The sequence below is a fragment of the Dissulfurimicrobium sp. genome, from assembly GCF_049968175.1.
GTDB classification, from domain to species: domain Bacteria; phylum Desulfobacterota; class Dissulfuribacteria; order Dissulfuribacterales; family Sh68; genus Dissulfurimicrobium; species Dissulfurimicrobium hydrothermale.
Genome location: NZ_JBMFRG010000016.1, coordinates 22,422 through 35,085, shown reverse-complemented (window position 1 = coordinate 35,085; position 12,664 = coordinate 22,422). Strand labels below are relative to the sequence as shown.

Below are 12,664 nucleotides of genomic sequence, written 5' to 3'. Positions count from 1 at the left end.
ACGCATTGACATGGCTGCAACAATGAGACGGGTCGCAATCACCGGAATGGGGGTTATCTCTCCTGTGGAGAATACTAAAGAAGAGTTCTTTAACAACCTTCTTGAAGGAAAATCAGGTATCAAAAGACTGTCCGCGCCTTTCGCCGACCTCCTCACCACGAAAATCGCCGCTGAAGTCGATTTCAGTCCCGAAGAGCATTTCACCAAAAAAATTGCCAGGACCCTCGACCGGGTAAGCCAGTTTGCGCTTGTCGCTGCCTCCCAGGCGTGGGAAGACGCAGGGCTTGAGCTTGACGAGGAAGAAAAAAAACGCGCCGGCGTATATATCGGGACGGGGATGGGGGGCGCCCGCACCATCGAAGATACGTATATGCAGGTTTATAAAAACCAGGTAAAGAGGGTGAGCCCTCTTACGGTAGTCATGATAATGAACAATGCACCGGCCTCTCACTTGTCCATACAGTATGGATTCAGGGGCCCCTGCCTTACATTCTCTACCGCCTGCTCTTCATCGGCGGTTGCTATCGGCGAGGCCTTTCGGCAGATCAAGGATGGGTACGCCGATGTCATGCTCGCCGGCGGTGCGGAATCTCTTCTCGGGTTAGTCATCATCATGAGTTGGCAGTCGATCGGCACCCTGGCGCACGAAGCAGAAGACCCCTCGACATCGTGCCGGCCTTTTTCCCTGGACAGGACGGGATTTGTCCTTGGCGAAGGTGCGGCCATTTTCGTACTGGAGAAGATGGACAGGGCAAAGGCGCGAGGCGCCCGCATCTACGGTGAACTCGTGGGCTATGGATCTACGGCGGATGCGACCCATATCGCAAGACCCTCCCTCGAAGGTCAGGCCCGGGCCATCTCTCTCGCTCTTGCAGAGGCGCGGCTGGGCCCGGGCGACATCGACTATATCAATGCCCATGGAACGGCCACGGTGCTCAACGATATTGTCGAGACCCAGGCGATCAAAAAGGTATTCGGTCAACGCGCCTATGAAATCCCAGTCAGCTCCACCAAATCAATGCACGGGCACCTCCTCGGCGCAACCGGCGCTGTGGAGCTTGTTGCTTCCGTCCTCGCCATGACGTACCAGGCAGTCCCGCCCACAGCAACCCTCATGGCGCCGGACCCAGAATGCGACCTTGACTATGTGCCTGGGAAGGGCAGGACAGGACAGAATATAAGGACAGTGATGTCCAACTCCTTTTCCTTCGGCGGCACGAACGCGGTGCTTATCGTGAGGAAATATGAGTGACCATAAAATAGAAATAGATATGAAGGGCGGAGACGACGCCGTTCTTTTGATTCACGGATTGACCGGCAGCCCTTTTGAGATGAAATACCTGGCCCGCAGGCTTAACAGGGCAGGCTTCACAGTTAAGGGACCATGTCTGGCAGGCCATGGGAAGACGCTTTCAGATCTGAAAAAAAGCCGGTGGCAGGACTGGTACCGAACTGTCGCTGACGAATTCCGTGAATTAAAAGAACAGTATGCAACGGTTTCCGTGGCAGGGCTGTGCATGGGGGCGCTGTTGGCGTTGTTCCTGTCAGCGGAGTTTAAAAGGGAGGTAGCAGCAATCGCCCTCCTCTCGACGACGCTGTCCTATGACGGCTGGGGGCTGCCATGGTACAAATTTCTTCTGCCCTTGGCCTATTATACTCCAGCCGGATATATTTATTCATTTGAGGAACGCGAACCATACGGGATCAAGAACAAGGCCCTTCGTGTCCGGATAGTGGAACTCATGAAAGACAGCTCGATAGCCCATTCAAGCGTTCCGGGCGTGAGTATGCGTGAATTGTTCAAGCTGATCAACACGACAAAAAAACTTATCCCTCAAGTAAAGACACCCACCCTTATCCTTCACTCTCAGGAGGATGACCTGGCCAGTAAAAAGAACGCGCTGTATGTGCAGAAGAATATCGGCGCCCGTGATGTCCGCATGGTCCTTCTCGATGACTGCTATCATATGTTGCCCATTGATAACCAACGGGACGTAGTGGCAGATGAGATTATCACTTTTTTCAAGGATCGCACGGCGTTGAGGGTAAAATCATTTAGAGACACCCGAATAATTTCAACTAAAAACCTGGCATCTTCTAATTTAAGGTACAAATTTTATAGATATAAATGAGCAAGTTGCGATCAACAAAATTTTTATTACCTCTTATCGTTGCAATCACCCTGTTCGTTTCCTTTTTCAGGCTCGGTGCAACAACGCTTTTTGATGTCGATGAAGCGGTTTTTGCAGAGGCCACAAAGGAGATGATCAAGACCGGTGACTTCATAACTCCTACCTATAATGGAGTGAATCGATACGATAAACCGATTCTTTTCTATTGGATGATGGCAGCGTCTTATAAGACATTTGGTATAAACGAATTTGCTGCTCGATTTCCATCTGCCTTAGCAGGTACGCTGTTGGTATTATCTATTTTTTTCTTCGTCAGACGTTTTATTGGCGAAAAATATGCCGTTTACTCAACCATATCTTTTGTTTTATCTATTTATTTTTTTGTTTATTCTCATGCAGCAGTTACAGATATGTTGCTTACACTATTTATAACAGTTTCCATATTTTCTTTTTATATCTTCAATGCCGATGATTTCAGCGATGGTTCTCATATCTCTCCTTATGTGAGAGCTATGTTCAGTTATGGATTTTATTTATTTTCAGCCCTTGCATTCCTTACCAAAGGATTGATAGGGATAGTTTTTCCTTTTGGTATTGCCATTATCTATCTGGCAATTACAAAAGGCCCAAAGGAAATCAAAAGGGTGTTCAATATTAAAGGTATTGTTCTATTCCTAATTGTTTCAGGGCCATGGTATGGCGCCCAATTGGCCATCAACGGCATGGAATTTGTAGATCAGTTTTTTATAAAACATCACTTCGCCAGATATCTGGATGTTATATCGGGTCATAGGGGACCTTTTTATTATTTTATTCCTGTGTTGTTACTTGGGTTTTTCCCATGGATTGTCTTCTTCCCGTCGGGCATCAGGGCAGTGATCAAAGACAGTAATCTAACTCTTCTAATAAGAAATATTTTTAATGATAAAAAAAGAAAGCCCGTCGACCATAGAGCGTCAATTGGTCTACTTGCCTTCATATGGTTTGCTGTTATATTTTTGTTTTTTTCATTTTCTACGACGAAACTTCCGAATTATATCCTCCCGTCTATACCGGCAGTGGCGATACTCATTTCAATAGGTTTGTCAGAACATGATAAATGGGAGGAGTACAGTTACGTAGTCTTAGGCGTTTTTTCATTTATTGTTGGTATGATTATCTTCTTCTTCAGTAAGAAGTATCTTTTTAAGATAGGCGTTTATGATGATACTACATGGACATTAGGAATTAGTTTTCTAATGTTTGGAATGATAATCGTAAGTTTATATAGGCTGTTTTTAAAAAAAACAGTCTTTTTCTATTTATGTACATTGATGACTATCTTTTTAATTGTTTTCTCTATCAATGCATTGCCTATTATAAATGAATATCTTCAGGGTACGCTCTATAGATATAGTTTATATATTAAAAAAAATCTGCCTGCTAATGAAAAAATAATTGTATATGATTTGAATAAACCCAGTATTATTTTTTATTCCGATCATAAAATATTAAGCATAAGAAATAAAGAAGATATGATACGTGCTCTTGAAAAGAATGCGCATGCAGTTGTAATCGCAAAGGCAAAAAATATATCAAATCTTACGCAGCTTGGTCTGAACGTATTGAAAAATGAGGGCGATTATGCAATTCTTGAAAGAAAATAAAATTTTATTCATTCTATTGCTATTGATTTTGCCGCTGTTTTTATTTCATTTTGATAAATTGACAATTGAATCAGTAAGAAATTTACATGAGAATGATTTAGTTATTTCACGATTGCTTGAGTTAATCGATCCTGTAGTAAATTTTATTGGTTATGGTTTAACGTTGATACTTAGTGGATTGCTGCTTTATATCGTCGGAAAATTTATCGATAAGAAGCTGTATGAATGCGGAAAGGTCTTGTTTATAAGTTTGATATCTGCCGGTATAGTCGTTCAAATCATCAAGCACATTATAGGGAGGGCGAGACCAAGATTGACTGATAATCTTGTGTTAATAGGTCCCTCAATTAAAAGCGGATACGATTCATTTCCATCAGGTCATACTACCCTGGCGTTTTGTTTTGCCTATATACTCTCGAGATATTATCCTCGATATAGGAGTCTATTTTATGGCTTTGCTGTTCTTATAGGTTTTGAGAGGATTGAAGATACAGCACATTTCCCATCCGATGTGTTGGTGGGGATGGTTGTAGGGATGTTGGTCGGAAAGGCTGTAAGTGCCTTTATTTTGAAATCGTCCACACCCCTGCACCTCCATCCTGGATCAGAAGGGCATATTGGGCGTCAAGGCCCATTTTAGGAAGTATGACGATGCGGTAATTTCCAAGCAAGGCTATCAATAGGCAGGGAGGTTCGATAGTTAAATCATTTATGCTGTCTTTGTCCATTATGACAACACCATTGTTTGATAGAAGGGCAGAGCAGAGCTCCCATGGTCTGTCTATCTCGTATGTAGTTTTGTTCATATAAAAAGGTATGGCGCCCCTTAATGTGTCGCCAGGCTTATATAGATAGATCGTTTTGTCTTCTAGAAATGGCTTGATCATATTGGCAAGGCACATGTAGCATTTGTTTTTGAGGTGCGGTCTTGTATGGAGAATGACTTTGGGGGTGTTGGCTATCACCAGGGCGCCAATGGCCATTGAGATCGTCAGGAATGTAAGCCTTGTAAAGTGCTTCTTTGACACAGCTTTGATCATAAACGGTATAACGGCAAGGAAAAAGACGGCCGAGATTACTAGATAGGTCTTTACATTTACGTGTAGCCACCCAAAAAAGATCGGCCTTGATGCAGCGAGCAGGATGATCATGAAGAGCCAAGACACGCCCTCCCATCTGAGTCTATTGACCCCCTCAAGTCTTTCGTCAAGCCAACCTGCGATCAGGATGGCGGCGGCTCCATAAGAAGGAAGGACATAGCTCACTTCCTTTATTACCGGGAACGAGAGGAGGGCTATGGGGAGGATCATCCAGATGATAAGGAAGATGACGGGTTCATGGTTATTTTTCGCAAGTTCGCCCTTGCGTAACCTTTGTACGTCGCTCCACAATGCAAAGGGCAGGACGACAAGTGCCAGGCCGAACATGTCAGGAAGCCTTTGGATATAGAAATACCACGGCGCCTGGTTTCCGAGGTCCGTCCAATAAAAATGACATCCAGCCAGTTCAAAATGCCTGTGTATGAATCTCCCGATGATATTGTTTACAAAGTGTTCGTGTAAATAGCAGATCCCACCTTCTCTATAATAGAGATAGATCCAGACGGCCATGGGTGCGAGAAAGACAAAGATGAAAGGGGAGGACAATAGCTGTTTCATGGTAGATGTGCGTCTTGTTGCAAACAGAAAAGCCGCTGTTACGACAGCTGTGTGAAAGACGCCAACTATGCCTTTTGTGAGAAAGGCGCACAGGCTCCCCAGATAAAATATAAAAAGCGCCAGATTTTTCTTTTTTTCGTCATCTGCCCAGCTCAGCCAGTAAAAAAAGGCCGAGAGGGCCATCACACTGAAGGCCCCTACTCCAATGTCGAGGAGTATCCAGTGGCTGTATCTGTAAAACTGCGGCATGGATGCAAGTATCAGGGCTGCAAGTACACCCCTTCGCATCCCTCCCCATTTGAGGCCGAAGAAGAAGACCGACGCCAGCATCAGGGCGCCGAGGCCGGCGGATACAGCCCTTGCAACCGGCGGCGTGATGCGGCCTGTCAGCTTGTAGGCTGCGGCGATCATGTCGTAATAAAGAGGTGGCTTTTCTAGAAAGGGCAAGCCACACAAGTGCGGGATGACGAAGTTTCCGGTCTCAAGGGCCTCCCTTGCCGACTCGGCCTCTCTTGGCTCATCAGGCCCCCAGAGATATGGATATGCGACATTTACAGCCATCGCTACAGAAATGGCCAGTAAAAATACATAAAATGCCTTTTTGTCACCTTCTCTGAGGTGATTGTCCATATAACCCACGCCCTTTCGATATTTTTCGAAATATCAAGGGTAAAATTATATCGGCGTAAAATTACTGCTGAATTAAAGTGAAATTAAAACAGGGTTAAAAAATCAGGTGATAACGGTCGGCTCGTCCCTTTTTAAGGTCTCCTTTATCCTGGCGATCCAGTCCGCTGCGGAGACAAGACCTCGAAGGGCGTCTTTCGGTTCTTGGATGTGCAGGTCAGGCACTTTCTCGTATCTCTCAAGATATATCCTGAGCGTGGCTCCGCTGGTTCCTGTGCCAGAGAGTCTGAAGACGATCCTTGCCCCACCCTTGAGCATGATTCTTATGCCCTGGCCTGTAATCAGGCCGCCTTCTACCGGGTCTTCGTAGCTGAACTCATCCGCCGCCTCTATCTCATAGCCGTTGAAGACCTTGTTCTTAAGCCCTGGAAGGGCGTTTCTGAGTCGTTCAATTAGAAGCCTAGCGGTATCCTGGTCGAGGTCTTCATAATCGTGCCTCTGATAGAAATTTCTGCCGAATCGCCTCCAGTGCCCTTGTACGACCTCTGCCACACCTTTATTTCTTGTTGCAAGGATATTGAGCCAAAAGAGGACCGCCCAGAGTCCGTCTTTTTCCCTGATGTGGATTGATCCGGTACCGAAGCTCTCTTCCCCGCAGAGCGTGACGAGATCGGCGTCTAAAAGATTGCCGAAGTACTTCCAGCCTGTGGGTGTCTCATAGCATGGGATGTGTAGGGTCTCGGCCACCCTGTCAACCGCCGCGCTTGTAGGCATGGACCTGGCCACCCCCTTAAGGCCGTCTTTATAGCCAGGTACGGTGTCTGCGTTTGCGGCAAGGACGGCAAGGCTGTCACTGGGGGTCACAAAGATGCCTTTACCAAGGATCATATTTCTGTCGCCGTCACCATCTGATGCGGCGCCGAGGTCAGGTGCCCCAGGGGAAAACATGAGATCCACAAGCCCCTTGGCATATGTGAGGTTCGGATCAGGGTGTCTGCCTCCAAAATCTGGGAGCGGCGTCCCGTTTATAACTGTGCCAGAAGGTGCGCCGAGACGTCTCTCGAATATCTCTTCTGCATAGGGGCCAGTTACGGCGTTCATGGCGTCGAAACGCATCGAGAAGCCAGATCTCAAAAGTCCATTTATGCGCTCAAAGTCAAAGAGCCCCTCCATTAAGGCGGCGTAATCGCTGACAGGGTCAAATATCTCGATCTCGGTCTGATGAAGGCGGGACTTGCCGACTTTCCCTATGTCTATCTCGCCGCAACCTTCGATGATTTTGTATTCCGTAATCTCAAGGCTTCGCCTGAAGATCGCTTCTGTCACGGCTTCAGGGGCAGGGCCGCCGTTTTGTATGTTGAACTTGACCCCGAAGTCACCTTCCGGTCCGCCAGGGTTGTGGCTTGCCGAGAGGATGATTCCGCCTGAAAGCCCGTATTTTCTTATCACGCATGAGGCTGCAGGAGTCGAAAGGATGCCGCCCTTGCCCACGAGCACCTTTCCTATGCCGTTTGCCGCCGCCATTTTTAAAATTGTCTGGATGGCCTCGTTGTTGTAATAACGCCCGTCGCCGCCTAGCACTATCGCCCGCTTTTCTTTCATGCAGTCAAAGATGGACTGGATGAAGTTTTCAAGATAGCCTGGCGTCTTGAATACGCTGGTCTTTTTCCGCAGCCCGGATGTTCCTGGTTTCTGGTCTTTAAACGGAGCGGTTTTTATGGCTTTTACCTGCATTAACGTTATGTTATCCTTAAAAATTATGACATTTTTCAATCCTAACAAACTATATTGCAAATGTAAATCCGTGGCGGCCTCTGATATGCCGCTCTGGCAGGGAAACATCGTAATCTTTTTGAGTATGTTTCTCATGGTCGTTACATACTTCTTTTCCCAAGCTGCCGGGGCGCAGAAGACCTTTCTGGACGATGCAAAGAGTCATGCGAGATTGGTTGCCGATGTGGTCAGGCTCCATGCAAAAGGTGCTATACTTGCAAAGGGTGTAACAGATGAGATATTGAAGATATTCCTTGGCAATGCAGACAGGTTTATTGAATATCTGGATGTAGTTAAGCCTTTTTCATCGGAAGAGCTCTCCGCCTTTGCTAGAGAATCAGGTCTTGCCGGCATAAAGATCATACGTCAGGACGGTTCGATGACTGAAGGGCCCCCAGGGTGGACAAAGACAAGGGCCATCGGCTGCGGGGAAACACCCGTTCTGGCCTATGACCAGATCCTTCATCTCCTTTTTTATGCCGCACGGATTGGAGAATCAAGACGTTGCGTAATAACTGGCGTGAAAACAGAGCGTATAAAAAGACTTATGGAAGAGATAGGCCTCTCAAGTGTGTTGAAAGACATAGAAGGTCTCCAGGGTATACGCTATGTGAAGATCAAGGGGGTGGGGTCGATCGACGCCATATCAGATGAGGGCGCGATTTCGGCACCGCCGAGCGTATCTATTGTAAATATGAAGGATGGGCCGGTTGCAGAGGTGAAGATGGGGCTCGGCAAGGCGGCCGTGCTCGTTGTAGGCGTGGATGCTTCACCCCTCAATGATTTAAAGCGCAGGCTCTGGCGGGATTTTGCCGTTTTTTCCGTGACGCTCGCCCTGACCTGCGGATTTCTCTCATGGCTGCTCTACAAATGGCAGATGAAATATATCTCAAAGGTCAAGGATTATGAAAAAAATCTGTCCATCCAGAGAGAGGAGGCGGCCCTCGGCAGGGCTGCTGCATCCATCGCCCATGAGATCAGAAACCCGTTAAACGCCATGGGCATAGGGCTTCAGAGGTTGAAAATCGAGACAGGATGTCTGACTGAAGAGCATAAAAGGCTTTTGGATATGGTTTTGAATGCGCTCAAGCGCATGAACGGGATAGTTACCGGGCTGCTTAGGTACTCGAAGCCGCCTGTACCGAGATTAAGACGGGTGAGGCTTTCGATAGTTGTCGACGATGTGCTTGCTTTGTACAGAGACCGTATCGATGAATCGGACATCAAGGTGAATACATACTACAATATACCAGGCGAAATCGATGCAGATCCCGAACTCCTTTGGCAAGTATTGGAAAACCTGATTAAAAATGCGATCGAGGCCCAGAAACAAGGCGGATTTATCGATATCTCTATAGATTCAGAAGGCGTATCCATCGTGCTCCGGATAAGAAATGCAGGGGATATACCGGACCGGGATGACCTTGTGCGTATATTCGAGCCGTATTTTACAACTAAGACCAGGGGGACGGGGCTTGGTCTCGCCATATCAAATCGTATAGTAGCAGCCCATGGCGGTAAGATGTATGCCGATATCAGGCAAGAGGGCGTGATCGAATTGATCGTATATCTGCCAGCTTGTAGCGGAAAGGACGTAACAGCGTTATGAAAATAATGATTGTAGATGACGAACCGGAGCAGATTGAGCTGCTGTCTGGTTTTCTCAAAAACCAAGGCCATGATGTCATCACCGCTCAAAACGGCGAAGAGGCCCTGGTGGTTTTTAAAAAGACACCCGTGCAGCTGGTGTTCCTTGACCACAGGATGCCTGGAATGACGGGTGATGAGGTCCTTAAAAGGCTCAAGGTGATAAACCCATTGGTTCATGCCATTATTATAACCGCATATGGCGCTGTCGACACAGCGGTCAGGGCGATGAAGCTGGGGGCCGATGATTTTCTGGAAAAGCCAGTGGACCTGACAGATCTCATTCAAAAGATACAGGAGATTGATGAAAGGGTGTCTGTGGAGGAAGATATCAAGACGGTCAGAGATTTTATGGATGATGGCTACCTTCCAGATGGGATAATTGCGAACTCCCTTACGATGAAAGAGGTCGTCTCCATCGCCTATAAGATAGCGCGAACCCCTTGGGCGGTTCTCATAAGCGGTGAGACTGGTACCGGCAAGGAGGTTATGGCCAGACTCATACACGGCTTGAGTGACAGAAAGGGCAGGCCTTTTATAGAGATAAATTGTGCGGCGATACCTGAAAATCTCTTTGAAAGCGAGCTGTTCGGACATGAAAGAGGGGCATTTACCGGCGCTGTTTCATTAAAGCGGGGTAAATTTGAGCTTGCGAGAGGCGGGACGCTCTTTCTTGATGAGATAGGCGAGATGCCACTTGCCCTTCAACCAAAACTTTTGAGGGTCCTGCAGGAGGGACGTATAACACGTGTAGGTTCTGAAAAAGACGCTGTAATAGACGTGCGTGTCCTAGCTGCAACCAACCGGGACTTGAAGGGAATGTCAAAGATTGGCCAATTCAGGGAAGACCTTTACTATAGACTTAATGTCTTTGAGATAGAGATGCCGCCTCTTCGTCAGAGAAAAGAAGACATCCCGTTGCTCATCGATTTTTTTGTCAGGAGATATGCGCAGAGACCCATTGATTTCTCTCCAGACGCCCTTGATGTGTTGATGAAATATCCATATCCAGGCAATGTTCGGGAGCTTGAGCACATCATCCAAAGGACGGTTACCCTTCTAAGGGGCAAGGTGATAAGGCCATCTGATCTGCCTGATGAGATAAGGGCATATCAGGGCGAGGATATAGGCATATTAAACGCAAGGCTTGATGCCGTTGAGCGACGCATGATCATCTCTGCGCTTGAACAGAACGGTTGGAACCAGACCAAAGCGGCTGCACAACTCGGGATCAGCGAGAGGGTGATCAGATATAAGATCCAGAAACACGGGATAATCAGGCCAAGATAGGCCCTAAGTCCATGGTCTTAGTTTTTCAATTCGTCGCCGTCCATTCGGATATGTATTCTTCAAGCTCTACGTGCGACGAAAGGACCTTATCGGCTTGTGAGAGGTACTCCATTGAAAGTGTGGTTGTGATGGCTACACAGTGGAGGGATGCAGCCTTTGCCGCCGCAATCCCTGCCGGTGCGTTTTCCACCACAAGGCAGGCCTGTTTATGGATGCCGAGGCCTGACACGGCTGCAAGATATGGGTCAGGAAAGGGTTTGCGCCTATTGATGCTGTCGCCAGTTACGATATGGTCAATACGTCCCAGGATTTCCTTCGGCAGGATGTTTTCGACAATCTCTTTGTGGGAGCTCGTAACAAGCGCTATTCGAATACCCTTAGATGAAAGCGTCTTAACCAAGCCTGGTGCCTCCGGATATGGACGCACCATATGTCTGTAATGTGTATTGAATATCTCCATTTGGCGCCTGAAAAGCCCCTTGAAACCCTCTTCATCCATGCGGAGTCCATTTTTTTCAAATATATCTATGGCCGTTTTAGGTTCTATGGCACCCTCATGGAGATATATGACTTCTTCAGGTACGGAAACGCCGCACTCGGCCAAGGCGTCTTGCCAAGCCCTTACATGAAATGACATACTGTCAAGTATTACGCCGTCCATATCAAACAAGACTGACTTTTTCATCTTCCTACTATCTTTGAATATAGATTTTGTTAATCTGTCCCATCATCCGCCCCTTTCGGTGAGAGATAATGTATGAGCCTCCCTTCAAAGGTCTTGAACACGGCCATATTATCATCAATCGAGACAATATGCGAGGGCATAATCCTGGCCTTTCCTCCTCCGTCTGGCAGGTCGACTACATAATCAGGCATGGCTAGTCCGCCAAGTTTGCCATATAGATCGTCCATTATCTCTATACCTCTTCGAATATCTGTTCTGAAATGGTCGGTGCCTGATACGGCGTCGCAGTGAAAGAGATAATATGGCCTTATCATATGCCTCTGAAGGGCACTGCAGAGGGTCTTAATAGTCTGGGCGGAGTCGTTTATTCCCCTAAGGAGCACCGTATGATTTGAGACCGGGATGCCGGCCGTAAGGATCCTCTCACAGGCTGAAACAGCCTCTTCGGTCAGTTCGCGCGGGTGATTGAAGTGGGTATTGATCCAAACAGGCCTGTGTCTTGAAATGACATCGATGAGCCTGTTGGTGATTCGCATTGGAAGCACGGCTGGTATGCGGGTACCTATCCTTATGACCTCGACGTGAGTAAATTTCCTTATCTTTCCAAGGAGTTCATCAAGGAAATCCGTGCTTACCAGGAGAGGATCGCCTCCCGAGATGATAACCTCCCTTATCCTGGAATCCGTTTTGATGTAGGAAAGGATGCGGCAAAGGGCCTTTTCCCCGATGATCCTTTCGCCATGTCCTGCCCACAGGCGCTTTCTGTTGCAGTGTCGGCAGTACATGGCGCACATGTTCGTAAGGAGGATGAGTGCCCTGTCAGGATATCTGTGTATGAGACCAGAGACAGGCATGTAGCGTTGCTCTGCGAGCGGATCTTCGTTAGAGCCTGGGAGCCTGAACGTTATCTCTTTTGGATCCGGCAGACACTGTTTTTTTATTGGATCCGCAGGATCGGAAAAATCGATCAGTGAAAGGTAATACGGCGTTACAGCGTATCTGTAGGTGGAGATGAGATTACCGTAAAGAGGGAGATCATCAGCCCTGAGACCAAGGAGTGTCGTTAATCTGTCAAGATCCCTTATACGATTTGCAATCTGCCACCGCCAATCAAACCAATCCTTCTCGGTTGCGTCTGGCCACATGTCTTTGATCCGGCGGCCGTACGCCGTGATTCTATAGGTGTCATCCATCAGATCGATGAGG

At 47.4% G+C, this 12,664-nt stretch carries 10 protein-coding genes; 6 read left to right on the top strand and 4 right to left on the bottom strand.

The window, feature by feature from the left end:
• Positions 1 to 10 precede the first annotated feature (10 nt).
• Genes fabF through ACP5SG_RS03365 form a run of 4 tightly spaced genes read left to right on the top strand, consistent with a single transcriptional unit; the run spans position 11 to position 4,418 of the window.
• Positions 11 to 1,252, top strand: coding sequence for a beta-ketoacyl-ACP synthase II (fabF, locus tag ACP5SG_RS03380; RefSeq protein ID WP_428121966.1), 1,242 nt, complete (start codon positions 11 to 13; stop codon positions 1,250 to 1,252).
• Entirely contained in the window at positions 1,245 to 2,132 is an 888-nt protein-coding gene (locus ACP5SG_RS03375; RefSeq protein WP_424661737.1) for an alpha/beta hydrolase, read from the top strand. Before fabF ends, ACP5SG_RS03375 begins: the two co-directional genes overlap by 8 nt.
• Positions 2,129 to 3,778 (top strand): ArnT family glycosyltransferase, encoded by a 1,650-nt coding sequence (locus ACP5SG_RS03370; RefSeq protein ID WP_428121961.1) that lies wholly within the window; start codon positions 2,129 to 2,131, stop codon positions 3,776 to 3,778. The genes ACP5SG_RS03375 and ACP5SG_RS03370 overlap by 4 nt, the downstream gene beginning before the upstream one ends.
• Positions 3,756 to 4,418 carry a phosphatase PAP2 family protein gene (locus ACP5SG_RS03365; RefSeq protein WP_237888046.1) on the top strand — a complete coding sequence of 221 codons (663 nt, stop codon included), beginning with the start codon at positions 3,756 to 3,758 and terminating at the stop codon, positions 4,416 to 4,418. The genes ACP5SG_RS03370 and ACP5SG_RS03365 overlap by 23 nt, the downstream gene beginning before the upstream one ends.
• Here the strand turns inward: ACP5SG_RS03365 and ACP5SG_RS03360 are convergent.
• Both ACP5SG_RS03360 and ACP5SG_RS03355 read right to left on the bottom strand, forming a co-directional pair.
• A complete protein-coding gene (locus ACP5SG_RS03360) occupies positions 4,342 to 6,066 on the bottom strand; it encodes an ArnT family glycosyltransferase (RefSeq protein ID WP_428121956.1) in 1,725 nt (574 codons plus the stop codon). The two genes, ACP5SG_RS03365 and ACP5SG_RS03360, sit on opposite strands and share 77 nt — an antisense overlap.
• Before the next feature lie 102 nt (positions 6,067 to 6,168).
• On the bottom strand, positions 6,169 to 7,797 hold the full coding sequence (locus ACP5SG_RS03355) for an alpha-D-glucose phosphate-specific phosphoglucomutase (protein WP_428121952.1): 1,629 nt from the start codon (positions 7,795 to 7,797) through the stop codon (positions 6,169 to 6,171).
• A 70-nt stretch (positions 7,798 to 7,867) separates the two neighbouring features.
• On the opposite strand from ACP5SG_RS03355, the gene ACP5SG_RS03350 reads away from it, so the two are divergent.
• Together ACP5SG_RS03350 and ACP5SG_RS03345 are read left to right on the top strand one after the other, a co-directional pair.
• Entirely contained in the window at positions 7,868 to 9,445 is a 1,578-nt protein-coding gene (locus ACP5SG_RS03350; RefSeq protein ID WP_428121949.1) for a sensor histidine kinase, read from the top strand.
• Complete coding sequence (locus ACP5SG_RS03345) at positions 9,442 to 10,773, top strand: sigma-54-dependent transcriptional regulator (RefSeq protein WP_237888054.1); 1,332 nt, start codon at positions 9,442 to 9,444, stop codon at positions 10,771 to 10,773. Before ACP5SG_RS03350 ends, ACP5SG_RS03345 begins: the two co-directional genes overlap by 4 nt.
• A 25-nt stretch (positions 10,774 to 10,798) precedes the next feature.
• Here ACP5SG_RS03345 and ACP5SG_RS03340 read toward each other — a convergent pair whose 3' ends face one another.
• Both ACP5SG_RS03340 and ACP5SG_RS03335 read right to left on the bottom strand, forming a co-directional pair.
• Positions 10,799 to 11,458 (bottom strand): HAD family hydrolase, encoded by a 660-nt coding sequence (locus tag ACP5SG_RS03340; protein WP_237888056.1) that lies wholly within the window; start codon positions 11,456 to 11,458, stop codon positions 10,799 to 10,801.
• Between the two features lie 29 nt (positions 11,459 to 11,487).
• Positions 11,488 to 12,651, bottom strand: a complete 1,164-nt coding sequence (locus ACP5SG_RS03335; protein WP_237888058.1) for a KamA family radical SAM protein — start codon at positions 12,649 to 12,651, stop codon at positions 11,488 to 11,490.
• Positions 12,652 to 12,664: the final 13 nt, after the last annotated feature.